At 45.6% G+C, this 26,089-nt stretch carries 21 protein-coding genes; 16 read left to right on the top strand and 5 right to left on the bottom strand.

Annotated elements, in window-relative coordinates; genetic code table 11:
- Positions 1–107 precede the first annotated feature (107 nt).
- From GJ688_RS04735 to GJ688_RS04695, 9 genes are all read left to right on the top strand, one after another.
- Positions 108–2,126, top strand: a complete 2,019-nt coding sequence (locus tag GJ688_RS04735) for a sensor domain-containing diguanylate cyclase (protein WP_170291665.1) — start codon at positions 108–110, stop codon at positions 2,124–2,126.
- Positions 2,127–2,257: 131 nt separating this feature from the next.
- Positions 2,258–5,230, top strand: coding sequence for an ATP-binding protein (locus GJ688_RS04730; RefSeq protein ID WP_155475395.1), 2,973 nt, complete (start codon positions 2,258–2,260; stop codon positions 5,228–5,230).
- Positions 5,227–6,138 carry a response regulator gene (locus GJ688_RS04725; RefSeq protein WP_155475394.1) on the top strand — a complete coding sequence of 304 codons (912 nt, stop codon included), beginning with the start codon at positions 5,227–5,229 and terminating at the stop codon, positions 6,136–6,138. The genes GJ688_RS04730 and GJ688_RS04725 overlap by 4 nt, the downstream gene beginning before the upstream one ends.
- A 212-nt stretch (positions 6,139–6,350) precedes the next feature.
- A complete protein-coding gene (locus GJ688_RS04720; RefSeq protein WP_155475393.1) occupies positions 6,351–10,802 on the top strand; it encodes an S-layer homology domain-containing protein in 4,452 nt (1,483 codons plus the stop codon).
- Between the two features lie 234 nt (positions 10,803–11,036).
- Entirely contained in the window at positions 11,037–12,269 is a 1,233-nt protein-coding gene (pgaC, locus tag GJ688_RS04715) for a poly-beta-1,6-N-acetyl-D-glucosamine synthase (protein ID WP_155475392.1), read from the top strand.
- A complete protein-coding gene (gene pgaD / locus GJ688_RS04710) occupies positions 12,269–12,670 on the top strand; it encodes a poly-beta-1,6-N-acetyl-D-glucosamine biosynthesis protein PgaD (protein WP_155475391.1) in 402 nt (133 codons plus the stop codon). The genes pgaC and pgaD overlap by 1 nt, the downstream gene beginning before the upstream one ends.
- Before the next feature lie 231 nt (positions 12,671–12,901).
- The gene (locus tag GJ688_RS04705) at positions 12,902–14,113 is read left to right on the top strand and encodes an HD-GYP domain-containing protein (protein WP_155475390.1); all 1,212 of its coding nucleotides are present in this window, start codon (positions 12,902–12,904) and stop codon (positions 14,111–14,113) included.
- Between the two features lie 154 nt (positions 14,114–14,267).
- The gene (locus GJ688_RS04700; protein WP_155475389.1) at positions 14,268–14,714 is read left to right on the top strand and encodes a PaaI family thioesterase; all 447 of its coding nucleotides are present in this window, start codon (positions 14,268–14,270) and stop codon (positions 14,712–14,714) included.
- A 259-nt stretch (positions 14,715–14,973) separates the two neighbouring features.
- Positions 14,974–15,213 carry a hypothetical protein gene (locus tag GJ688_RS04695; protein ID WP_155475388.1) on the top strand — a complete coding sequence of 80 codons (240 nt, stop codon included), beginning with the start codon at positions 14,974–14,976 and terminating at the stop codon, positions 15,211–15,213.
- A 165-nt stretch (positions 15,214–15,378) separates the two neighbouring features.
- On the opposite strand, the gene GJ688_RS04690 is transcribed toward GJ688_RS04695, so the two are convergent.
- Positions 15,379–16,119: a VCBS repeat-containing protein gene (locus GJ688_RS04690; RefSeq protein WP_155475387.1), complete on the bottom strand. Its 741-nt coding sequence runs from the start codon at positions 16,117–16,119 to the stop codon at positions 15,379–15,381.
- Between the two features lie 92 nt (positions 16,120–16,211).
- Between GJ688_RS04690 and GJ688_RS04685 the strand changes: the two genes are divergently transcribed.
- The 4 genes from GJ688_RS04685 to GJ688_RS21265 all read left to right on the top strand — a co-directional run bounded on the left by GJ688_RS04685 (position 16,212) and on the right by GJ688_RS21265 (position 19,768).
- On the top strand, positions 16,212–16,868 hold the full coding sequence (locus GJ688_RS04685) for a DUF1847 domain-containing protein (protein WP_155475386.1): 657 nt from the start codon (positions 16,212–16,214) through the stop codon (positions 16,866–16,868).
- 240 nt (positions 16,869–17,108) lie between these two features.
- The gene (locus GJ688_RS04680; protein ID WP_155475385.1) at positions 17,109–17,621 is read left to right on the top strand and encodes a flavin reductase; all 513 of its coding nucleotides are present in this window, start codon (positions 17,109–17,111) and stop codon (positions 17,619–17,621) included.
- A gap of 309 nt (positions 17,622–17,930) precedes the next feature.
- Positions 17,931–18,245 (top strand): hypothetical protein, encoded by a 315-nt coding sequence (locus GJ688_RS04675; protein WP_155475384.1) that lies wholly within the window; start codon positions 17,931–17,933, stop codon positions 18,243–18,245.
- A 248-nt stretch (positions 18,246–18,493) separates the two neighbouring features.
- Entirely contained in the window at positions 18,494–19,768 is a 1,275-nt protein-coding gene (locus tag GJ688_RS21265; protein ID WP_155475383.1) for a DUF429 domain-containing protein, read from the top strand.
- Between the two features lie 163 nt (positions 19,769–19,931).
- Here the strand turns inward: GJ688_RS21265 and GJ688_RS04665 are convergent, their stop codons facing one another.
- Genes GJ688_RS04665 through GJ688_RS04655 form a run of 3 tightly spaced genes read right to left on the bottom strand, consistent with a single transcriptional unit; the run spans position 19,932 to position 21,232 of the window.
- A complete protein-coding gene (locus GJ688_RS04665) occupies positions 19,932–20,252 on the bottom strand; it encodes a hypothetical protein (RefSeq protein ID WP_155475382.1) in 321 nt (106 codons plus the stop codon).
- A 17-nt stretch (positions 20,253–20,269) separates the two neighbouring features.
- Entirely contained in the window at positions 20,270–20,803 is a 534-nt protein-coding gene (locus GJ688_RS04660; RefSeq protein WP_155475381.1) for an RNA polymerase sigma factor, read from the bottom strand.
- 36 nt (positions 20,804–20,839) lie between these two features.
- Entirely contained in the window at positions 20,840–21,232 is a 393-nt protein-coding gene (locus GJ688_RS04655) for a hypothetical protein (protein ID WP_207708756.1), read from the bottom strand.
- A 218-nt stretch (positions 21,233–21,450) separates the two neighbouring features.
- Here GJ688_RS04655 and GJ688_RS04650 point away from each other — a divergent pair, with 218 nt between their 5' ends.
- Genes GJ688_RS04650 through GJ688_RS04640 form a run of 3 tightly spaced genes read left to right on the top strand, consistent with a single transcriptional unit; the run spans position 21,451 to position 24,510 of the window.
- Positions 21,451–21,909: a tripartite tricarboxylate transporter TctB family protein gene (locus GJ688_RS04650; protein ID WP_170291664.1), complete on the top strand. Its 459-nt coding sequence runs from the start codon at positions 21,451–21,453 to the stop codon at positions 21,907–21,909.
- Positions 21,910–21,935: 26 nt separating this feature from the next.
- Positions 21,936–23,618, top strand: a complete 1,683-nt coding sequence (locus tag GJ688_RS04645; protein WP_155475379.1) for a tripartite tricarboxylate transporter permease — start codon at positions 21,936–21,938, stop codon at positions 23,616–23,618.
- Entirely contained in the window at positions 23,599–24,510 is a 912-nt protein-coding gene (locus tag GJ688_RS04640) for a tripartite tricarboxylate transporter substrate binding protein (RefSeq protein WP_328597315.1), read from the top strand. Before GJ688_RS04645 ends, GJ688_RS04640 begins: the two co-directional genes overlap by 20 nt.
- A gap of 194 nt (positions 24,511–24,704) precedes the next feature.
- On the opposite strand, the gene GJ688_RS04635 is transcribed toward GJ688_RS04640, so the two are convergent.
- The gene (locus GJ688_RS04635; RefSeq protein WP_207708755.1) at positions 24,705–26,087 is read right to left on the bottom strand and encodes a 4Fe-4S binding protein; all 1,383 of its coding nucleotides are present in this window, start codon (positions 26,085–26,087) and stop codon (positions 24,705–24,707) included.
- Positions 26,088–26,089: the final 2 nt, after the last annotated feature.

The raw sequence follows: 26,089 nt of genomic DNA, 5'->3' as shown, positions 1-26,089 counted from the left end.
AATCAAAAGTAGTGATATATGAAGATATTTTAACAAAAAGGCCGTTTTTACGCGTTCGCTTGACTCAATTGTAAGAGTTTTGTCAGAGTCGGATGATACCCTTATTCATGAGTCATCAAAGAGACAGATCGATCATTGACGTGACCGAGGTGAACATTATCGTGAAACCACAGAATGTCGAAAATCGTTACCAGCCTCTATCACTTATAAAGGGCATCCTTGTTAAGATCTTTCTCATGTCTATTGCAATCGTAACGGTGGTCTCTTTGATCTCGTACTATAATGCCTACCACCGGGAGACGGAAGAAAGGCTGGAGGAACTCACCGTCTATGTTTCGGAACACGTTCGAACAGAAAGTGAGATCTTTAGGCTGGCCAAAGACAACCTCGACGTTTTTTCCCAGGAGTTCTTAAAACTCTATCAATCTGACATCAAGGTATCGGAACAGGAATTCTGGTCTTATTACTTTGTCGATAATCAAGGTGCTACGCGGATGAAACGAGAGTACTTTGATGGTTTCTATACGAAGGATGGCGGCTATATCTACGGGTTGTCCAGCTTCATCGGAAACAACCAAAGCGCGAAGGATCCCGATTTTCAACGACGGCTCATCCTGGCCGGCAGGGTCTTGTCTCGAATGGGCCCGGCATGGGTGAATCGTTTTGCCAATGTGCATGTGGCTTATCCAGAGAACGCCATCACCCTTTTCTACCCCGTGGAGCCGTGGGGCTTGCATGCCCGGGCCGACCTGCCCATGAACGAACTGGGCGTCATTCGAGCTGTCAATAAAAAAGAGAATCCAGAACGGAAAGCGATTTGGTCTGGTCTTTACTACGATGAGACGGCGAAAAAGTGGATGGTTACCTACATGGCTCCCTTGGATGAGGGAGATCGGCACTTGATCACACCCGGTCACGACATATATCTGACTGATTTAGTCGATAAAATCGTCGAAAACAACAACGATGGAACCTACAACTTCATCATTCGGAAAGATGGGTATCTGGTCGCCCATCCGAGCGATCCTACGGACGATCAAAAATGGGTGGGACAGTTATCCTTAGACAAAATCAACAGTCCTTTTATAAAGGAAGCCTATAGACTAATTCAAGAAGAAACCAAGGGGAATCTCTCGGAAGTTAAGATCATTAAAAATAATGCCTATGACTGCTACCTGGCTGTGGGCCAGTTTGAAGGTCCCGAGTGGTTGCTCGTTCGGGTCTTTCCCATGAAGATTATTCGGGAGGCAGCCCACGCAGCGGCGATAAGAATCTTTACCGAAGGCATGATGATTCTCACGATCATCCTTTTTATCGTGTACTATGTGATGCGCTATCAAGCAGAAAAACCCTTGAAACAGTTGACCCTTGCTGCCGAGGCTATCGGTCGAGGGGAGTATCAAGCGGTGGCGGAGCAAACGATTACATTACCGGTGCAATTGGATAATGAAATTGGCTTACTGTCTACCAGATTTGTGGAAATGGCTACCAACATCCGCGATGCTCAGGAAAACTTAGAAAGAATTGTGGAAGAACGAACGAAAGCCCTAGAGCAGGTCAATGCTGATTTGGTAGAGATGAGCTTGTTGGATGGCCTTACAGGGATCCATAATCGCCGCTCCTTCGATCGCAGCATGACACGGATCTTTACCGACGGGAAGGACGATTTAGGAACGTTTTCGATCATGATGGTCGATATCGATTTTTTTAAGAACTTCAATGACACCTACGGTCATGCTGAGGGAGACCAAGTCTTAAAGAGCATCGCGAACACGATTAAGGAAAATATTCGGGCAGAAGATCGTGTATTTCGTTATGGCGGGGAAGAGTTTGTTGTGATTTTTAGCCATGCCAACTTGATGATCGCCAAAGAGGTGGCAGATCGAATTCTTCAGGCGATTAAAGGTCTGCAGATCGTTCATCGGCAAAGTCCCCATGGAATGGTTACGATCAGCGGTGGGATTGAGGAGTTCGATCCATCCTATACTTCTGCCGAGGAGATGCTCAGGGTGGCCGACAGCAGACTTTATCACGCCAAAAAATCAGGGAAAAACCGTATCGTCTTCGGTTCTTCGGCCCCATCGGGTATCAAAGACGATGTTGAAGTATCATCCATTACGGCGTAAACCGACGGAAAGGCGTGCTCATAGGCCACCCCTTACGGGAATTCGAAAGAGAGGTCCATCAAGGATAAGACTCCCTTCTTGAAGAATATATGTGGCAGAACGACGTTACGGAAATTGGGTGAGTATTATACATGTTGAAGTTTTTTTGTTTCAAAAAGCCCTATATACCTATTTTATGGCTTTTGTTTATCGCGCTTATTGTACCTGCTACCGTCGTTCATGCCGAAGAGTTACCGGAAAAGCAAGTATTATTTTTGCACGCCTTTACCCCCGATGATCCAGCCCATCAGTTGTTTAACGAGGGGTTTAAGCGCACGATCGAAAAAAATGCTCAATATAAATTTATCTATTCCTATGAGTATCTTGATTTGGCTCGTCACCCCAATGATGAGGAGTACTTAGAAAACGTAGCCCACTATCTCCAAGCGAAATATGCCCGTCGTGAGCCAGATTTTGTGACCGCTAAAGCGAACCTGCGGCCCTTTTTATCGAAATACGGAAACGACGTTTTTCCGGGGGTATCCATTAGTATCGATGTCAAAAAAGACGAGGGACCGGCCGATGAGGATCCCTTAGTGCGTATGGGAAATCCCCGCGCGACAGATATCGATAAAAACATTCAACTCATTCTGCAAACGAAGCCGGATACGAAAACCATCTACATGGTGACTCCCGATCCGATCGAGCCCCATATCGACGGAATTCTCGAGAAGTATAAAGGGCAATCAAAGTTCGTTTTTGTCAATCAACTGCCCTATAAACAGATGCTTCAACGCCTGAAAAAAGCTGATGACGACTCCGCAATCTTGTATTTTCATTGGATGACCGATGTGGATGGAAAAAAGTATGCGCCTATCGAAGTCCTGCAAACGATATGCCAAGAAACCACGGTGCCTGTATTTGGTACCGACGTGCAGTATCTCGGGTATGGTATTGTTGGAGGATATGTCTTTGATTTTGAAAAGCTAGGGCAGTACGCTGCGTTACGGGTACTTGATGAGTTGACCCGTATAAAACCTCCGGACGATATCTTTCCCCCTCCTGTATATCATAAGTATGCTTTCGATCACCGCCAGTTAAAACAATGGGGAATAAAACGGAATCAGTTACCTGCCGAGAGCAAGATCGAATTTCAAGAGACCTCCTTTTGGGAGCAGTACGGAGATTATATTGTCAGCGGAATTATCTTGCTTATCCTACAAGCCCTGTTGATCGTGCTTCTTTTAATTAATCGGATGAAACGGATCAAAGCAGAGAGCAATTTGATCGAAGCAAATAGTTCACTTCAACAGATGTCGGAAAAACTCATCAAACTGGACAAGCTCAAAGATGAGTTTTTATTGAACACATCCCATGAACTTCGGACTCCTCTCAACGGAATTATCAATATCACTCAATCCGTCTTGGAGGAGGGCAAAAACAACCTTACCCACGCTCAGAAGGAAAGCCTAACGATAGTCAAAGCGGCGGGAAACCGCCTGTACCATATGATCAACGATATCTTAGAGATCTCAAAACTAAAACAAGGAGAAATTAAGCTCGACCTAAAGCCTGTCGACTTGTATACAACCGTATCTAAGGTCAGTTCGGTCTTGCTGTTTTTGATCAAAGATAAAGAGATAGAGCTACATATCGAAATCGCTTCAAATCTTCCGCCTGTGTTAGCCGACGAAAAGCGCCTGATCCAGATCCTTTACAATGTAATCGGCAATGCGATCAAGTTTACCGAAAAGGGTTCCATCGTCATCCGGGCTCGATGCCATCCTGACGGGATGGAGATTTCCGTCGAGGATACGGGAATCGGTATCGAGCAAGAAGAGTTACCCTTTATCTTTGAAGCGTTCGTGCAAATTCATCACCAAGATTCGCGATTGTACTATGGAACAGGCCTAGGATTATCCATCACCCAAAAGCTTGTAGAACTTCATGGCGGTAAAATATGGGCTACTTCGGAATTGCATCGAGGGTCGACTTTTTCCTTTACATTACCGGTGGCCCAAGAAACCGCGCCGAACACAGAGTCGTCGGTCGAGCTGGCTGCTCCTGACCTACCGAGACAGATGGGCACAGCCCCGGTGGAAATCCAGGGAAGCAACGGTTTTCGGATTTTAGTTGTCGACGATGATCCGGCGAATTTACAAGCCATTGTCAACATTTTAGCGTTAGAAGGATACAGCATCAAAGCAGTCACGCGGGGACAAGAGGTTTTAGATCTGCTCAAACATGGCGCTGCCTATGAATTGCTTATCTTGGATTTGATGATGCCGGGAATGACCGGCTTTGAAGTGTTAGAGTCGTTGCGGGACAAGTATTCCTATGTGGATTTGCCGGTACTCGTTCTTACCGCCAGAGCGCGGCAAGAAGATCTGGAAATCGTTTTTTCGATGGGGGCAAACGAATATCTCCCCAAACCCTTTGATGCTGGAGAACTGCGCGTACGCGTGAAGACCTTGGTGCAGTTAAAAAGGCTGGTCAGCAATAAAGTATCCAGTGAGTTGATGTTTCTCCAGGCACAAATGAAACCTCATTTTATCTTCAATGCCTTAAATGTCATTGCCTCTCTCAGTATTCGAGAGCCGAATAAGGCTAAAGAGCTTGTCCTCGACTTATCTGATTACTTGCGGAGCAGTTTTGACTTTGAAAGCAATGAAGGCATGACGAATTTAATGAAAGAACTGGAGCTGGTTCGTGCCTATCTAGCGATTGAACAGGCACGGTTCAAGCAAAGGCTGACCGTCGAAATCCTGGTAGAGGAAGATATCGACATCGCCATCCCGATGTTATCCATTCAGCCGCTCGTAGAAAATGCGGTTCGGCATGGGATCATGACCCGTATCGAAGGGGGACGCGTATCCGTTTCTGTCCATCGAGAAGCGGATGATATCAAAGTGTCTGTCTGTGACAACGGCGTAGGTATGGAAGAAAAACTGCTTGCCGTCATTTTCTCCAAGGAAGGAAAACAAGGCAGTGTGGGGATGAAGAACATTCACCGAAGGCTGTTAGCCCTCTATGGTAGGGGCCTGAAAATTACCAGTCAACTGGAAAAAGGAACGACCGTGGAATTTGCTGTTCCCTTCAGGGAGACGGAGGTTATGGATGCATGAATATATTAATCGTTGATGACGAGCCGGATTCCCTTCTTGAAATAGGCGCTTATCTAAACAAGTTCGGAAGATTTGACACGTATGAGTTATGCAGCAACCCCTTGGAAGCGTTAGAAAAAGCAAAGCAAAGCCCCTTTCAGGTGGCTTTGCTCGATATCGAGATGCCCGAAATGAACGGGCTTGATCTAGCGGAGAAACTGCTTGCTCTGTATCCACAGATCGGCGTCGCCTTTATTACCGCTTACAATCATTACGCAACGGAAGCGTTTGAGGTGAATGCGATTGATTACATATTAAAGCCCATCCGTGAGGAACGGTTGTTTAAAGCCCTGGATAAGATGAAGGCTAAATTGGATGAGTTCCATGTCCCAAAGGAAGACATCCCGGTCGTACCTGTGAATAGAGATACACTCACGATCACCATGTTTGGAAAGTTTGCCATACGGATGGGAGACCATCTGATCAAGTGGAACAGGCAAAAAGCTGCCGAACTGTTTGCGTATCTGTTAGATAAAAAGGAACAACCCGTTCACAAGGAGAAGCTATGTGAGCTTCTCTGGCCCGATTCGGATCCGCAAAAGGCGCTGGTGAATTTACAGACGTCGATCCATGCGATTCGGAAAACATTCTTGATCAGGTATGCCGATCATTTATCCATTGAATACAGCGGAAACAGCTATATGCTCCGTCTGAAGGACGTCATTATCGATGTGGAACAGTTTGAAGACTTGATAAAAAAAGCGGAGGAAAGCCATGACCGCGCTTTTTTAGAGCAAGCGGTAAGTTTATATGGAGGGGACTATCTGGAGGAAGACGGTTGGCATTGGGCGGAAGCGAAAAAGGTATGGTTACAGAGAAAGTACTTAGCTGCGGTGCAGGAGTTGAAGAGAAATAAAAAATCTAGCTAAGAAAAATAGAATGCAAGATATCGAGAAATGTCGAGATAAAATGAGAAAAGTAGAATAAAAAAGTGGTTATTTAAATGACATTCAAATCGGATAGTGGGTTTGTCTTAAGGATTATTGTATAGGATAGCCAAAAGGGGGTATGAAGGAACATTTCTGTAAAACGGTATCATCGGTTTCTCAAATATGGGTTTGAAAAAGAAGGGGATCGGGAGATGTATTTTAGAAATTTAACCTATAAAATTAGCACGACTGTCTTTTTAATTATTTACCTATTTCATTTTATACCTGTAGCGTCCTTTGCTAGTTCTCCATCCTCGCCAGGTATTTGGCCAACCGTATGGGTGCCTTATACACTTACCGATGGTTCAATCATTTGCGACCCCCATGATGAAAGTCCCGACGGAGTAGATTTAACTAGTGGTATTAGTAATAACCTATCAAGTGTTTATTTAGCATCCGATGGTTCCAACATGTTTTTTCGTTTTAGGCTGAGGGGTAATCCTCGCTATACTTCAGGCGGAAACAACGGTTCCTTTAATAGTAGTGGAGGATACTGGCAAGTTGAACTAGCAGATGCCTCTTCAAATACACACAAAGTAACTGTAGGTGTAGCTGGAAAACAAACTGACGAAGTTTATGTTATAGCACCTAATGCCACTAATGAAACCAAAGTTTATGATGTTCCCGCCAATGATTCCTTGTATACGAGAGTAACACAAGATCCGACTACGGGTGAGTATTACTTGGATTATCAAGTTCCTATATCATATTTATCTAACTACGGAATAACAGCTACTACTTCTATCAAGTTGTTTTTTGGAACGTCTACAACCTTACAAAAAATAAATAAGGATTTTATGATTAACTCAGCAATTCAAGACTCAAATGGTATTGTCTTTTCTCAACTAAACGTTGCACAAGTAAAACCAAACTCAATTCCTACATACGGATTACCAAGCGTATCGATCGACTCTGCCTCATTATCTTCGAGTTCCAGCACACCGACTGTAACAGGTTCCTTTAAGAATGCGGATCAAGTTTTAGTTACTGTTAGTAATTCTTCTTATAATGCGACGCTGAATTCTTCGAACAATACATGGGCGGCACTTATAACGTCACGTCTTAGCAATGGAATCTATCCCGTTACCATAATGGCCAAGGATACTTCTTCTGGTTGTTACTCAGAAGTTTCCGGAAATCTCGTAGTCAATGCATCTGTAGGAGTTCCGACCGTGACCACCGATAGTACGGTGAGCAACGTGACGGCCACGGGAGCCACAGTGGGCGGGAACGTCACGTCAGACGGAAACGCAACGATTATGGAACGGGGAATCGTCGTTTCTACCCAGACAGATCCGAGCACAAGCGATACCAAGGTAGCCGCGTCTTCGGCAGCGACCGGCACATTTACCGTGAACCTGACGGGACTAGAACCAGCGACGACATATCATTACCGGGCCTACGCAACAAACAGCCAGGGAACCAGCTACGGAGCCGACCAAACATTTACGACAGCCCCAGCCAGTAATCCGCAGAGTGTTCCGACCGTGACCACCGATAGTACGGTGAGCAACGTGACGGCCACGGGAGCCACAGTGGGCGGGAACGTCACGTCAGACGGAAACGCAACGATTACGGAACGGGGAGTCGTCGTTTCTACCCAGACAGAGCCGAGCACGAGCGATACTAAGGTAACCGCGTCCTCCGCAGTGACCGGCACATTTACCGTGAACCTGACGGGACTAGAACCGGCGACAACATATCATTACCGGGCCTACGCGACAAACAGCCAGGGAACCAGCTACGGTGCCGACCAAGCATTTACGACAGCCCCAGCCAGTAATCCGCAGAGTGTTCCGACCGTGACCACCGATAGTACGGTGAGCAACGTGACGGCCATGGGAGCCACAGTGGGCGGGAACGTTACGTCAGACGGAAACGCAACCATTACGGAGCGGGGAATTGTCGTTTCTACCCAGACAGATCCGAGCACGAGCGATACCAAGGTAGCCGCGTCTTCAGCGGCGATCGGCACATTTACCGTGAACCTAACGGGACTAGAACCGGCGACTACATACCATTACCGGGCCTACGCAACAAACAACCAGGGAACCAGCTATGGCTCGGATAAAACGTTTACAACCGTTGTTCCAGCTAAGGAAATTTACCAATTGACCGTTGATGAGTACAAGTATTCCTTAACCGTTGGTACTAAACATTCAACTACGGTTACGGCTATCTACTCGGACCAAAGTGTACAAGATGTTACTACAAAGGCTACGTATCGATCGTCTAACGAAAATATAGTTACTGTTGACACCTTTGGAAACATACAGGCAGTTTCTCAAGGTAATGCGGTTATCACAATTAGTTATGAGGGAATAACCGTTTTTACCCAAGTATTCGTTTCTAGTATGGAACCTGGCTTTGTTTTGGATTTGCAAGTATCCCCTGATACCATTGTTGGAGACGGTAATTCAGTTGTTTCCATTACCGCAAAACTTACCGCTACGAGTAATAGCTCTGTGGAAGGAGTTCCGGTGGAGTTCAACTTTACAAAATACCCAGTTTATAACAACTTGATCTCGACCGATAGTCTGGGTATTGCAAAATATACGTTTAAAGCACCGAATATACAGAGTGTAACACCAGTTTTAGATTCACTAACGGTTAGAGCCACAGATATAGAACGTAACAATTTACAAGTTGAGAAAAGTATCAACATTCGTTTTATGCCAGCGATGGTTAAAGGGGTTGTAGTCGACCAAGTATCAGGAAAACCAGTTGAAGGTGCAACGGTTTCACTTACGGCCGACTTTAACAACGATGGTGTTACTGATTTCTCATCGACAACTTTTACAGATTCCGATGGTTCTTACGAGGTCTACGTACCTAGAGGAAATTGGATCTATACTTTGAATATTCAAACCCCTGTGAAAATTGGAGATAAAATCGTACTACTTAATTCAACCCAAACAGCAAGTGTAGGACAATTGGATGGGTCTGAGAAGACCGTCGATTCTACGAATAAAATTAGCGGTCAATTACTTGTAGCGAGCTCGAATTCTGATTCTCCACTACCCACATCAACGTTGAGCGATTTGTTTGGTATAGGGCATGTTAGCGTCAAATTAAAATCCCTTTCGGATAACATAGAATTACCTAGCTTTCCTATAGACGAGAATGGTAATTTTGAAGTCAACAACGTCCAAAGAGGGACCTATCAAATTATCTATCAAATTACTGGACCGAACGGTGAAACATTAGCCGGTCCGACATCTCTCGTTAGCGTGAATCAAGATGGTGAAATGAGTATTGTTTATTCTCTGATAGACCCATATGGAATTGTAACGGATTCCGACAATCACCAACCAGTGAGTGGTGTGACGGTAAAACTATACTGGGCAGATACAGCTCTAAACCGACAAAATCATCACATACCAAACACGATGGTAAACCTTCCGGAACTCCCCAATTTCGCTCCAAATCTTAACCATAACCCGCAAGTGACGAATTCCGCAGGGGAATATGCGTGGATGGTCTACCCAAATGGAGATTATTATGTCATAGCCACGAAGGATGCCTATAAACCTTATAGCACACTCGATACGAAACCAAATGCACCTGCGACTGACGGTTCTGATAGTTTCATTAGAGATGGCATTATTCACGTTGGGCAGAACCTAGTGTCGCTAAATTTCAATTTGACGGGGGAGCACAGATCTTCAAGTAATTCGGGTAGTGGAAGTTCTTCACCGAAAGAAAACGCCGCTATTACCATAACAACTTCAAAGAGATCAATATATGTCGGTGATTCACTTGTTATTACTGCAACCGTAATTGGAAAGAATGCCAGTGGATTTGTAACTTTTATGGACGGTGAAGTTCAACTGAGCGATGCCGTTAAGTTGCAAAATGGTATGGTGGTATTTACTACCTCGGAATTGGGAGTAGGTACTCACAGCATCACAGCTGTTTACAATGGCGACATGAGATTTGAAAGTGCCAAATCTCAGACAGTGTCTGTAGACGTCAACCCAAAACTGCAAAACGGTGAGCATCAGAAGTATATAAACGGCTACCCGGATGGGGAATTTAAACCCGCAAAAGCAGCCATCCGCGCTGATCTCGCCATGATCTTGTACCGAACGCTAAACCTTTATAATGTTATTTCTGATGATGTTCAATACAATGACATCTCAAAGTCATATTGGGGAACAAAAGCTATTTTAGCCGTAACAAAAGCGGGATATATGAACGGGTACCCCGATGGAACATTCCGTCCAAACCAACCAATTTCCCGTGAGGAGATGGCAAGCCTAGTTTCACGAGTAAGGCATCTCCCCGATGGAAATCGTGGTTCGTTTATCGATGTAGAGGACGGTTGGGCAAAGAAATCGATAAATGCGGCTAGTTCTATAGGGGTGATAAAAGGATATCCTGATGGAACGTTTCATCCGAAGACAAACGTAACTCGTGGCGAAGCTGTCACTCTTATCAATAGAATGCTAAATCGGGGACCCCTTACTGAGGTTCAGACTGATACTTGGCCGGATGTAGATCCATCGAACTGGGCATTTGGAGACATTGAGGAAGCCTCAACAGATCATGAATATACCTTTAGCAACGGTGTGGAACGATTGGTTGAAACTGCAAAAAAATAAAAAGAGTATAAGTTGAAAGTGGTAGGTTGTTCGTTTGAAAACAATGAACAACCTACCACTTTTTTATGACGGAGCTTTTGTAACTATACAAGAAAAGCGTACTTGTTAGGATTAATACTTAATTTAATTAAAAAATGTATCGTTTCGAAATGTTAAATAATTACTATATTAACGTCAAGATTACAATGTTAATTTCCTTTGATTATGCTAGGCTAATTAGGAGGGACAAAAAGCTTGAGGAGTTTTATTACAATAATAACAAGTTATGTTTTTTGGTACCCTCTTATAATGAGCATGACCTGGATCATCGGCGGCTTATTATTCTATTTTCGCAGGGAAAAGCGCCGCCCGCCCGAATTGACGGTAACACCGCTGGTTTCTATTTTAATCCCTTGTTACAATGAGTCGAAAACAATCGAAGAAACCGTCTTTCACCTTCATCAAATTAATTATCCTAATGTTGAGGTCATCGCCATCAATGACGGCAGTACCGATGAAACTGAAAAAGTGCTGCGGGACTTACATGATAAATATGAAAAGCTGAGAGTGATCCATCTCAAAAAGAATTCTGGCAAAGCGAATGCCTTGTATTTGGGCCTGATCGCCTCAAAGGGAGAAATCATATTAGGTCTAGATGCGGATTCGATCTTGGATCCAGATGCCTTAAATTTCATGGTACCCCACTTTACCACCCCGAACTACGGAGAGCGGGTTGGTGCCGTAACCGGCAATCCGAGAGTTCGAAACCGCAGTTCCCTTTTAGCTAGAGTTCAGTTGTGCGAGTTTTCAAGTATCATCGGGTTAATCAAGCGGTCGCAACGCATCCTGGGCAAAATCATGACCGTTTCCGGAGTTATTGTCGCCTTTCGAAAAAGGGCGCTTCTCGATTGCGGGATGTGGGATAGGGATATGATCACGGAAGACATCGGGGTAACGTGGAAACTGCAGAGACGTTTTTGGGACGTGCGGTACGAACCGAGAGCCTTGTGTTGGATGTTAGTGCCAGAGACCTTATCAGGATACTGGAAACAGAGGGTGCGCTGGGCCCAGGGCGGCATTGAAGTTCTCATAAAACATCGGGATATCTTTTTAGATTGGCGCCAGCGGAGATTGATACCGATTTATATTGAAGAGCTGCTCAGTATTTTCTGGTCTTTGTCATGGATAATTACGACATTACTCATAGTGGTTAACATGATTAAAACGAATTTTTACTATGCGCCTGTATTCTGGTCTGGTTCCTACTTGGCTCTCATATGTCTCATCCAGTTTGGCGTGGCTATGTTCATCGATGGTGAATACGACGCGAATCTAAGAAAGTACTATTTATGGGCCATATGGTACCCCATTATTTACTGGTATTTTAACGCTTTGGTTGTCGTCAGGGCTTTACCGAAAGCCCTATTTAAGAAAAACAAGCATCAATTTGCCGTATGGGACAGCCCCGATAGGGGGTTAGGGACCTAGTGATTATTGACGGGAAACAAAATAAGCTGAGGAAGCTGCTCGAAGGCGTCTTGACCTCACTTGGCTGGAGCTATATTTTTTTCTTTTCGGTACAACTGATTGCGTCCTTGTTGCTTTGGTATTTTAATATAAAACTGTTTCATTCCGAGTTGTTTACGGACGAAAATATTCAGGGTACGATAAGAGTTTTTACCATTAATGTTATCCTGGCGTTGATTAATTTCATCATTATGTATACTTGGGGTATGTATAATGCCAAAAAGTTTGGCCGGTTACATCGAAGAAAGTTTTTAAATGATGTGACCAATGCTGAGGTGGCCAACTATTTTCAAATTCCCGAGTCTCAAGTTGAGCACTTTCAGAAATCCAAATGGATAGAGCTAGAGGAGACGATCGTATAGCCCCTGTACAACCCCGACGGTTGTCACACTAAAAGGTTTATCACCCGTTGGTCCTAAGAAATAACCACGAGCCAAACTGCTCATACTCACGGAATTCCTAACTTCACTACATGGAGCCGGTGAGAATGGGCAGTTATATTTTAATGATATTGATTTTCATTTACCTTTAGATCTCTCCGTGATATAATCAGGGCAATTATGGATTACTCGGTTGATGGAGGCAGACCGTAGATGCGCTTTAATCTTAACGAATTTTTGATCGCCCTGTCTTTTGCCTTAGACTTTGTCGAGATGGACATCTTCGGGATCGTAACGAATCACTCCAAAAGAGTCGCATACATGTCGATGCGTATGGCCGAGAAACTGGGGATGTCGCAAAGAGAAATCTTTGATATCGTATCGTTATCGATTCTGCACGATAATGGAGCAAGTGAAAAGATACTCCACGATAAACTAAAAAGCGAACCGATGAGTTCCTTACAATCGATCGAAAGCAAACAAGAGCACGGTCTCAAGGGAGAAGAGAACGTAAGGGATTACCCTTTTCTTACGGACGTTCGCAATGTAATCAAGTACCATCACGAAAACTACGACGGTACCGGCTTTTTTCAGATCAAAGGTGACGATATTCCCGTTATGGCCCAGATCATCAAACTCGCCGATACGGTGGAACTGAATACTTCCTTAAATAAGGTCACCATTGCGGAAAAACGCAGAATCCAGGATTATGTGAAATCGCAAGAAATGTCGACGTTTTCACCGAAAATAGTCAATGCCTTTATCGACGTGAGTCAAACACCCCATTTTTGGCTTGACTTGAAAGATGAATTTATCCACGCATCGCTGCAAAGAAATATTCCCAACTTCAGTGTCGAGATGACTTTTGCGCAGCTACATAATATTACGAGGGTCTTTTCGAAGATCATTGACGCCAAATCTACCTTTACGCAGGTTCATTCCAGTGAACTTGCTGATAAGGTCGCTAAGATGGGGGAGTATTACAAGAAGCCTGATGATGAAATATATAAGCTGATCATCGCGGCAGACTTACATGACATCGGGAAACTTGCTGTCAGCAATGCGATACTCGATAAACCCGGAAGGCTCGACGAGGAAGAGTTTGATGCGATCAAGCAGCATTCTTATTATACGAGGTTAAGCTTGCAGGAGATTCAAGGGTTTGAGGATATCATGGAATGGGCCTCAAACCACCATGAGAAACTTAACGGGAAAGGCTATCCTTACGGCAAAAAGGGAACAGAGCTAGACTTTAATTCACGCCTGATCGCTTGCCTCGATGTCTATCAAGCGCTTACCGAAAACAGGCCCTATCGAAAGGCGATGACTCATAGGGAAAGTTCAGAGATCCTTATGGGCATGATCCGAGATGGTTCGTTAGACGAACAAATCACTTCTGATGTGATCGGTGTTTTTAAAAAATAACGGTGAAAATATCGATAAGATTAACGAAGGATTTGAGTTGCTTCTATCCTTTTTTTATGAGTACAAGGGTACCAGCGAATTGTGTGGGGCTGGTATTTTGGAAAAAATGTAATTTATGATACTATAGATCCAAAAGTGGACTGGGGGCTTTCGATTGACGCAAGAACACCTTTCATGGGTACGCAACTATCTACAGGAAAAATATCAGACGCCTATCCTCGAAAATTTTCTTGGACTCGAGGTTGTCGAACTGGCAGAAGGAATAGTTATCTATCAAGTACAAATGAACGAACATCATCGCAACATATACGGATCCGTACATGGCGGTACGTTGGCCTCGATTTCGGACGTGGCCATGGGAGTCTCCTGCTTAACCTTGGGCAAACGTGTCGTTACGATCGATATGAACGTTAGTTACATAAAAAATGTAACCCAAGGAAGCATCTTAACTGCCGTCGGCGAGGTTGTCAGCAACGGGAAAACCATCATGCGAGCAGTCGGGGAAATTTATCATGAAGAACAACTCCTAGTACGGGCGCAAGCTTCATTTTTTGTGTTAGGCGTTTTTACAGAGAAGGATTATCATGTTGAGGCACGATAGATCGTCCTATCTAAATCGAACATCTAGCGTAGAATTCTGGCCTAAAAAATCCCGTTTGCACCACAGCCATAAAAGATCCACAGCACAATACGTAGAAGCTTTAGCGTAGAGCTTTCAAAAACTTAACTGCCCATTCTTACTTCTCATTCAACCTTTGGTTGAATGAGACAGTCAGAATGGGCGTTTTTTTATGCCTATCGCCAAAAGACAGGTGTTAACGAGTCGCCTTTGGACATCCTAGTCTTGGGAGGTAGATGTCTTGTCAGAACGTATGCGCGAAATCCGTGAAGCCCGTGAGGCTGAACAATTATCGAAGCTCAAAGATCTTCAAGTGCAGTACGAGAGGATTGCCCAAGATATTCAGGGGTTCATTGACAGTGTGGAGGTAGCCGGTATTCGCATTCCTATTGAAGTTACGAAACTATTGGAAGACGAGATGGCCACACTGAGGGGGCTGTCTACCGAGTTAAAAGGAGATCTAAGACAAAAATTAAACTAGAATGATTGGAAGATCTCGCTAAGTTCGGCGAGGTCCTTTTTTGTTATTACGGCGTAAAAAGACGCCCACCTTGATAGGATTGGGCGTAAGCCTGTATTTATAGCGGAAGATAATAGAGTACACTCGGCAAGCAATGCCAAACGTAGACAGGGAAACGAAAATGGACTAAAAGGGATAGAGCACTACGCTATAGTTTCGCAAGCGAAAACTGGTTCCATACCAATCCCACGTCGACTGTACATAGCCTAGCGTGTCTGCATTAGCGATACCGATAATTCGCTGATTGGCCAGCAAAGAAAATGTTCCGTCACGGTTTAGGTCAATTGGATTAATGATTTCTAAGGGCAAGACTTGACCGTTCACGGGCTTACGCAACTTTCCGTTCGGTGAATAGATGTCTGTATAGTACTCTTTGCGGTTACTCACGTCGAGTGTCACCGTTTGAGTGCGGTCACTTGACGCGACAACCACTCTGTAATCCTCGCGATAAATCACTTGAAGTTGAAGACCTTGGTTAAATTTCTCTATATCAAACAGGGAAGTCAATTGGTTATAGCGAAACGAATATAAGGCGTTCCAAAAGAGACCGCCGCTTCCACCTGTGGAGATGTTAACGAGGATATCGGAGATCAGGTCTTTGTTGAAGTCGCCGAGAAACAGCATGGGTGTGTAGCCGTTTTTAAAAGGTAGCGGATATTTATAAGTAGCCTTCGTCAATCCGTCCTCAATCACCAGCGTGATTTTCGAAAAGGCACCGGATCTATCTCCGGCACTTGTTCCCACTAAGGAGACCAGATCGGCGATATGATCTCCGTTCACATCTGCCCACTTCTTGACAATCATTGTCTGCGGTCCCTTGGAGGCAGCGGAATGATCATAGGGATTGGAATGAATATCTTTATTCATTTTTACCCTCCCATACATGACGCCTAAGGTAAGGTTAACCTAGCATATGAAAGTAGAAACGGCCGCGTGAAAAGAAAGAGGAGGATTTTACGATGACGATGGACACCAAAAAGCTCAGTTGTTCCGACTGTGGTCAGTTTAACTGTTACCGGCAGGATAAGGAGTTTCCTCGTTTTTGTCTTACCACTGAGATCGAAGCGGATGAATTGGAGCGGATCAAAGAGCTCTATCGGACGGATGAATGGGTATCCAAACTGGCCTATGCGGCTGCCGATATCGAAGGAACCTATTACGGAAAGCTCACCCGAGTCGAAGAGATCATCGCTTTCGCCAAGCACATCGGCGCTAAGAAGATAGGGATTGCGACCTGTATTGGTTTAATTGAGGAAGCGAAAACCTTCGTCAAAATCTTGCGGGCTAAAGGGTTAGAGCCCTACAGCGTCATCTGCAAGGTCGGGAGTGTAGACAAGACGGAAGTCGGGGTCCCCGAAGAGAAAAAAGTGAAAACCGGTTGCTTTGAAGCCCTTTGTAATCCAGTGCTTCAAGCGGAAATCTTAAACCGCGAGCAGACCGAACTAAACGTGATCATTGGCTTATGTGTCGGCCACGATTCATTGTTCATTAAATATTCCCAAGCACCTGTGACGACCCTGATCACGAAAGATCGGGTACTCGGCCATAATCCAGCTGCAGCTCTATACACGACAGGCTTTTATTACAAGCGCCTCTTGGAACCGGAAAAGGAATAATAAAAAGTTAACTGTTCGGCTAAAACGCATAAAAACTGTTTGTGTAGAAGATACTTGCTTAATGAAGCATACTTAAAAGGTGGGCCGATTACGTGAAGCCCGTGAAGCCCTTTAGCACGCTTTTATGCAGTGATTCGCCATGCCAAATGAAGCTGACAGAAGGGAACATAATCGAAAGAACCAAGTGAAGAACAACGGGATTGTATGAATACCGACTTCTGTACAATAGGTGGGGATTTGATGAACGAAGATTTTACCGAAATTAAACCGGAGGGACTGGACAGAAGTCCCTTTCGGATGATCGGAACCGAGTGGATGCTCGTTACCGCGGAGAAAGAGGGCAAAGTCAACACGATGACTGCCTCTTGGGGCGGCCTAGGAGTTATGTGGGGCAAAAATGTGGCCTTTATCGTTCTCCGTCCTCAGCGCTATACGAAAGAATTTGTCGATAATGCCAACACCTTTTCCCTAACCTTTTTTGCCAATGATTTCAAGAAAGAGTTGGGCTATCTAGGCTCTGTATCAGGTAGAGACGAAGATAAGATCAAAAAGGCAAATTTAACGGTTCTCTACTCCGATAAAACACCCTATTTTCAAGAAGCCAAGCTGGCATTGTTCTGCAAGAAGCTCTATGCCCAAGCGTATCGACCTGAATGTTTTATCGAAGCAGAACTGAGCGAGAAATGGTATCCTCAAAAGGACTATCATACTATGTACATCGCCGAGGTGACCAAGATCTTGGCCAAAGATTAAAAATGAAATACAGTACCTGTGAACTAACAAAGCGTGTGAAGCTATGAGTAGAGTACAAAAAGCCGGAACGGTACCTCGGTTGCTCAAAGAACTTCTATGCTTGCGTAAGAAACTATTTACTTTTGAGAATAGTTTGTGCTAAAATCATCTTAAAAGTTGATACCTTCCAGGAGAGTTGGAGAGGAACCTTGTACGTTGAGGTTCCTCTTTTTGTTTTTAAAAATCGGGGGTGGGACAAGCGAAGAATAATGATCTGGTGCGTGCGATGCTGTTGGGGGAGATAAGAAGATTTTGGGGGGCGGTGGCGTTATGTTCCGAGAACTCGCAAAAGAAGGAGACGAACTAAGTACGACGCTTTTGGTTAAGGATTTACCGGACTGCTTTTTATACCAGATACCTTCCTTTCAAACGTGGGTAGAAAAGTGTAAGCGAGTTTTAAAGAGAAAGTTACCTAGATCGGCAACGGAAGCGTTTTTTTTAGAGCAGGCAAATTCGCAGGATGAACCCTTCCGTATTGTTTTAGATAAGATGTTATTTGTGATCCATGGACTCGCTTTGGCTGAAGATCTTATTGAGGCTCTGGACCGCAATGATAATGAGACCCTTCGAGCGATAAGAGCATGAATTGAAAGCGACATCGGAGTGAACAAGACGTTCGCTGCGATGTCGCTTTTTACGTGCAAAAACGAGTGAGGGCCATTCGGTAGTTAAAATGAATCATGCAGAAAGGAATTAAGTGGTTAGACGAATAAGATATAAAAGAAACCAAAACATAGATTGAGTTCATATATTGAGTCCCAAGTTTAAAAAGCAGAAGCACAAAACCTGAAATTCATGGCTCAAAGATTTAATTAACGTTCTGTGAGGTACCCATGTCTGATTACATTCTTACCTATTCAAAAACCAAGTTTTTTCCCTTGGAGCCGGTATTCGCCGATATTCACATCGTGGATATTGCTCATTCATTATCGTTGATGACCCGGGCGAACGGGCACTTTACTCACTTTTACTCGGTAGCTCAGCACGCGATCAATTGTTGCAAAGAAGCCCAAAGCCGTTCCTATTCCGAGCGGGTCCAGCTCGGTTGCCTCCTGCACGATGCCAGTGAAAGCTATATCTCTGATCTGACACGGCCGGTGAAACGAAATCTACCCGAGTATTTTCGAGTCGAAGAAAAGCTGCAAGGTTTGATTTACGAACGGTTCGGACTAGGCGATTTATCAGAGGCAGAACTCAAGCAGATAGAAGCGGTCGATGATGCGCTCCTTCACTTTGAATTTGCTGCGATGATGGGCATAGAGATCTCGGATATCCCCCCGGAGAAGACGATGGACCATGATTGTTCACAGCGAGATTTCATAGATGTAGAAAAAGAGTTTCTTCGCCTCTTCCGCCGGTTAACCGGTGAAAAAGGTGGGTTCGCTTGTGTCGGGGTCGATGGCTGCAAAGAAGGTTGGATCGCCGTAGCGATCACCGAAGGTGATGTTGAGGTGGATCTATTCCCAAGCGTGGAAGCAATCTGTTTGAAATACGGTGGGAGTGACTGTATCCTCATTGATATGCCTATCGGTCTTCCGGAAGATGTGAGCGATATCCGACCCGATGGGGCAGCGAGACGAATTTTGTCTACCCGAGCTTCCTCCGTGTTCAGCGTCCCTTGTCGACAGGCCCTGTACGCTCGTGATTATTCTGAAGCAAACGCTATAAATCGGCGAGTCATGGGGAAAGGCCTCAGCCATCAAGCATTCAATATTTGCGGCAAAATCAAGGAAATCGATTTATGGTTAGAGCGAAACCCCTCTTATAAAAACAGACTCTTAGAAAGTCATCCGGAATTGTGTTTTACTATGCTGAACGCTAAGGGTGAAGAGAAAATACCGATTTCGGAGAATAAACGGACGGAAGCAGGTAGGGAAAAACGCTTATCTTTACTCAAAGGCTATTATGATAAGACTAGCCGAGTTGAAAAGATTATGAATGAAGATCCAAGGTTGCGTAAGATGAAGGACGATGTCATCGATGCTCTTTGCCTGGCGGTGACGGGAATGTTGGGGATGAAATACGGACTGAAGACGATCCCCGAAAAGCCCACCCATGACCGCCGGTGTATCCCGATGCAGATAGTTTGTGTCGAAATCCCGCAGTAGAACCTTATATCTGAGGATTCATCAAGACGATTCTATAACGCTACTTCTCCATAAAGATTCAACTAGATAGTAAAAGGCCCTAGGAACTGAACGCTCCAAGGGCCTTTGTTATTACTCAAGGCGGTGGTGCAGAAATAGGGTAAGGAATCCTTTTCCGGCTTGACTATACTTGTGGTTCGCCTTCCGCTGTATGGGAAACACAGGGATCCTGGTCAGTAACATTTCTGTGAGTGCATTTTTGCTTATGCCCATGTTTCGGGTGCCCGGCAGTCCCGAAAAGCAATCGAGACAATATGACGAGTCCTGCTCCTTGCCAGTAGGTGATAGTTTTTAATCCGAAAATGTCTGGCATCAGCTGATTCCATAAGACCATGACGAAAAAACCGAAGAGCAAGCTAATGGCAACGGCCATTAAAATGCCGCCGAAGATATGGGTCAGAACTAACGTAGCTTTTCCTTTGCCGTGACCGTGATGACAATTCATACTCAGTCATAGCCCTCCTAGTCTTGGTTGTCGAGTATCTTTTTCAGGGCTTTAGAGGCTCTACTTTTCCGGGATAAGAGTGTTCCGAGCGGTTCGTTCCACTTCTCCGCTAGCTCTTTAAAGCTCCGTCCTTCGATTTCGGTGGCGATCCATACTTTCCGTTGATTCGGTTCAAGTTCTAAAAGAGCCGAATTCAGCCGCTCCTGAACCTCCTTTTTATGCAAGACTGCATGGATATCCGCGTCGGGATCGATGATTCGTTCCAACAAGGTCGTGCCGGTCGCCTCATCGATCTGATCGAGCGATATGGACGGTTTAGGCTTACGCAGGAAATCAACCACCTTATTTCTTATGGAGCAATACAGATAAGCTGTTAGATTTTCGACATGAATTTCTAGATCTGCACGATTAAATACGTTGAAGAACACTTCGGCCACGATGTCTTCCGCGTCCATTTCCGATATGCCAGTAACTTTGCGACGGACATAGTGCATGAAGTTTTTTTGTTCTTGTTGGAACACTTCGCCGATGTGTTTTTGTTGTCCATCCATGATGTTTTCTCCAGATAAACTACACCCGGTTGAGAATCAGCAATTCGATGAAGGATCGCCAGTCTCTTGAGGGGATGGTGTTTGTTGAGCTTTGATGCTATCGACCATCCCGATACCAAAGTGTACGTAATAATCAGGCACACCGGTCAGGGGAATCCAGTAACCTATGATTTTAGTTTCTCCAGAAAGGGAATCTTGCCGGATGGCTTCATTCTTGTCCAGCGCAACGTTGGCTTTACAGCCTTTGTGCTTTTCTGGGTTGACGGCATTGCATTTGGTCCCAGGAACACCGCCGTATTGCTTGCAGCACTCATTGACCGCAATGACGGTGCGGCTTCGATGAATCAGCATAACCGGTTCGGGAAATTTACCCCACATGAGTTCAAAAGCTTTGGTTAATTGTTCTTCACATTTTTGTTGGTCTGTCATTGATAGGCCTCCTTATTTGTTCTAATTCTAATGACGTACAAGACCACGTTTTATTGCACAGTAAATAAAAATATTTATCTTTTTCGCGTGGAAGGTATGTCCGAGGTTCACAGAATAAATTGGAACAAACGATTGAGCTCCTCCTTGCATATCAATAAGTCGAACATAGCGCCCCTATGGTCTACCGATTTAATAGAAGAAAGGATGAGACATCAGCCGTGTATGCCGCCAATATCGGCGTAAGTCTTGGGTTACTTGTTCTCTCAGGTGCTGTCGTTGTTACGGCACAACAATTACCTCGAACGATTCCAGGTATTGCCATGGGACCCGGCGTTTTACCCTTATGGGCTGGCCTATTGATGAACCTATTGGCTGTAAGTTTGCTGATACAGAATATATTTTTTCGTTCGCCGAGTCCAAAGCGGAAGGTTTTTGATCCAAAAGAACTAGCCGCCGTTGGCAAGATGTTTTTTGCGATCAGTGCTTATGCTGCCGGAATAGAGTATCTTGGATTTGGCATGGCAACTTGTATCATTGTCGTCTATTTAATTCGATACCTCGGACAGTATGCTTGGTGGCGCTGTCTCTTGTTCGGTTTAATCATGGCTGGGGTGAGTGTCGGCGTATTTCGATATTTTCTAGACCTGCCGTTACCGACGGGCTGGTTCGGTTTGTAGCGATCCCATAGAGGCAGGTGATGGGTATGGATGTTTTTCAGCCGCTCCTACAGGGGTTTGCCGCCGCTTTAACCCCGCAGAACTTATGCTTTGGCTTTATCGGATGCGTTCTAGGTACGCTCGTTGGCGTCCTTCCCGGTATCGGTCCCACATCGGCCATCGCCATGCTGCTGCCGCTGACATTGATCCTCGATCCGACACCAGCGATCATCATGCTGAGCGGAATCTACTATGGCGCCATGTATGGCGGCTCGACGACAGCGATTTTAGTGAATATTCCAGGGGAGATTTCGTCGGCGCCGACGGCCCTCGACGGATATGCCATGGCCAAAAAGGGTAGAGCCGGTCCGGCGCTTGCTATTTCCGCCATTTCTTCCTTTGTTGCCGGAACGTTGAGTCTCGTCGGTCTGACCTTCTTCGCTCCGACGCTAGCCCAACTGGCATTGCACTTTGGACCTCCCGAGTATTTTGCCCTGATGCTCCTGGCTTTGAGTGTTGTCATCAATCTTTCCGGAAAGTCGCTGATCAAAGGGTTGATTTCGGCGGTTGCTGGATTTTTCGTGGCTATGGTGGGAATGGACCCGATCACAGGTATCGCCCGCTTTACCTTTGGTTCGGTGGAATTAATGTCAGGCATCGATTTTGTCAGCGTCATCATCGGTCTTTTTGCGATAGCCGAGGTGCTTTCAACATGGGAAGCTCAAGTGACTCCAGTGATTCGGACGAAGTTGACCGGTTTGATGCCGACAAGAGAGGACCTTCGTGAGACATTTCCGGCGATGCTTCGTTCTACCGTTATTGGTTTTTTTCTCGGCCTTTTGCCTGGCTGTAGTCCGGGAGTGACCGCCTTCATCGCCTACGATACGGAAAAGCGTTTTTCCCGCGTTCCGGAAACGTTCGGCCAAGGCCAAATCGCCGGAGTCGCTGCTGCTGAAGGGGCTAACAACGCCACGACCAGCGGTGGGTTTGTGCCGCTGCTGTCCTTTGGCATTCCCTCTGGTCCGGCACTCGCTGTTTTGCTCGGCGGCTTTATGATGTACGGCTTACAGCCGGGGCCTACTTTATTTGAAAAAAACGCACCCTTCGTATGGGCGCTGATTGCCTCTATGTATATCGGCAATGTCATGTTGATCATTTTGAATCTGCCTCTGGTAGGTCTTTGGGCGAGACTCGTCAAAGTGCCCTATCCTCTGCTGGCGCCGATCATCCTCATTTCTTCCTTCATTGGTGCCTACAGTGTACGCAATAAGATGATGGATGTCTGGCTCGCCATCGCCTTCGGCCTCATCGGTTGGTTGATGCGAAAGCTAGAAATCCCATCGGTACCGCTGATTCTAACGACGATCTTGGCGGGGATGCTCGAAACGTCGATCAAGCAAACCTTGAGCATGGGCGATATGGGAATTTATCTTTTATTCACCCGGCCCATCAGTTTGACAATTTGCATACTTGCCCTCTTGTTAACCATCTCATCCCTCTACGGTAGGTACAAAAAGATCCCCTTGCCGGGAGATGCTGAAGAGTTTTCCTCGGAATCTTTTGAGTTTCCTGATGTCATCGAGAAAAAACGCCCTGTCCTGGTGAAACCAAGGAGGTATCTACATGTTCCCAAAACGGTTTACCTGGTGCGCGAGCATGATCGCAGCCGTAATGTTGCTAAGTGTGGTTCTTTACGGATGCGTCAAGCCGGTGAACAAGTCCAACGGTGAAGGGTATCCGAATAAGCCGGTTCAACTGATCATCGCCTTTACGGCTGGCGGTTCTAGCGATGTGCAGGCTCGGATCGTTGAGAAGTACTGGAAGAAGTATTTCAATGACCAGCCGCTGGCCTTTGAATACAAACCCGGTGCCGGAGGGCAAGTTGGCTTTACGGAGATCGCCCGGGCAGTACCGGACGGGTACACTATCGGCGGTGTCAACGTTCCCCATATTCTCTTACAGTCGCTGAGTCCCCAGGCGACCTTTCGCAAAGACGACTTCGTCCATATCGCCCAGGTGGTCAATGATCCACAGTTGATCGTCGTCAATCAAAACAGTTCTATCCGGACCCTCAACGATTTCATTGCCGAAGCCAAGAAAAAGGATGGCCAAATGACTGTTGGTATCGTCGGGACCTTCACGGCCCATCATATGGCCCTCCTAAAACTGCAGGACATTTTGGGTGTGAAATTCAACGCTGTTCCCTTCCAAGGGTCTGCTGATCAGAATGTGGCGCTCCTCGGTGGTCATATCGATGCGATGATCGGGAATTTGAACGACATTATGCGATACACAGAACAGTTCCGCATGCTCGCTATCGCCTCGGAAAATCGCCACCACTGGCTTCCCGATGTGCCTACCTTCCAGGAGCTAGGCTATTCCTTCACCTCTGACATTCGACGGGGCTTCTCTGTTCCCGCTAACACGGACCCGGCTATCGTTCAGCGGTTGCGAGAGGGCTTCCAACAGATTTGTAACGACCCAGAATACCTCAATGAGATGGAGAAAATCGGTCAGCCCGCGGCGTACCTTTCGGGAGAGGATTTTACCAAGTACTGTGACCAGTATTATGAAGAAGCAAAGCAGTTGATTGATAAGTACGAACTCAATAAGAAAAATTAGTATAGAGTGAAGAGATTATGAAGGCTGTTTTACAGTAAAACTTCATCTGAACATTGATTAAAAAGCATAAGTTTGTGGCTTTTCTAGAGGCAAAAAGGGCACAACAGTAGAGAACGCTATTTCGATGAAGAGAGACCCTACAGATCGTCTAACAATCTGTAGGGTCTCTTTGGGATCTATTCATAGGAGAGGCGTTACACCCGGTGAGCCATCGGCAACGAAAATGCGTAAATGTTGATGATTAGGATCAAGCCCAAGAAAATCAGGTGGGGGAGTAAGGTCGAGAACATCTTTCCTTGCTCTTTGTAATGGTTTCGAGCGATCCGGAAGGCTGTATAGCCCGAGCCGATAAAGCCAACGAGGAGCAACAGAATTTGCAAGATATAGATAGTGCCGTTATCTACGAAGGCTAAGGATGCGGGGGTCGACACGGTGGTGAATACATTTAAGAAGGTATACCAAAGGGCTTTTCCTTCGCTGAGCAAGTGGAAAAGGTTGTGAGCCATGTGTGCGGCTAAGTCGAGCGGGATGATCGCATAGCCGAATAGGGTTAAATTCCGCATCGTCTTGTCGGACGTACCGACGCGAGAAAAGGCGCTGGTCAACCAAAGTGCGAAGAACGGAATCGCCATGGCTACCAAGAAGATGGTCGTAAAGACGACTGGGTAATTGGTCGTTCCCAGCAAATTTTGTGTAAATTCCAGGATGCGGGGCCAGATGGACAGCATGGTCAAGTTTTGAATCAACACAATACCCATGACGACTACGGCGAGAAAAGCTTCTTCCATCTTAGGTTTACGAATGAACCAGAGTTCCTTCGTCGGAACACGGGGTGTCACGCGAATCGAATCGTTGGGGCAGTTCTTGATGCAGTAGCCGCAGAGATTACATTTGGTGTTGTCTTCCATCGTGCGGGGAAACTCAAACATAGGGCAGCCTGGGGCCTTATCGGAACCGTTGTAACAGGACTTGCTGGTACAATTGCGGCAAATATCCGGGGTTGCCCGGAGCTCTAGAATACCAGCGCGGGAATAGTTTCCTGACAGGCCGCCGATAAAGCAGATGTAGCGGCAAAAAGTTCTCCGCTCCCAAAAGGCACCGGCAAAGATGACGAGGGCAACGATAATCAGCAGGAGGTAGGCCGAACCGCGAGGCGACTCGATAACTCCCCAGATATGATCCGACCAAGTAATGAGAAGGAAAAAGGCGTCGATGATCCACAATCCATACTTCTTTAGGAACTGGGGGACAGGCCGGTTCGCGCCGAAATACTTCTGCACAGTATCTGAAAGCCACGAGAAGGGGCAGATGGCACACCAAAACCGGCCAAAGAGGAAGAAGAACAAAGGGATCAGGGGCCACCAAAGTACCCAGGTGGCGGCAGTGCCGAAGTTTTTAGAAGCATTGGTGGAGCCGAACAAGGTAACATAGATGATCAGTGCGAAGACTGTGACTGTGATCCAGTGAAATACCCGTGGATATAAAGAACTTTGAAAAATGCCTTTGATCCAGCGATTTTTCAAAAGGTTATACGGCTGTCGATTATCATCGTGGTTGACTTTATTTGTAGAGTTCATCA

The sequence above is a fragment of the Heliobacterium mobile genome (genome assembly GCF_009720735.1).
GTDB classification, from domain to species: Bacteria; Bacillota; Desulfitobacteriia; order Heliobacteriales; family Heliobacteriaceae; genus Heliobacterium; species Heliobacterium mobile.
The sequence above is the reverse complement of the archived record's forward strand: the minus strand, read 5'-3'. Positions and strand labels throughout refer to the sequence as shown.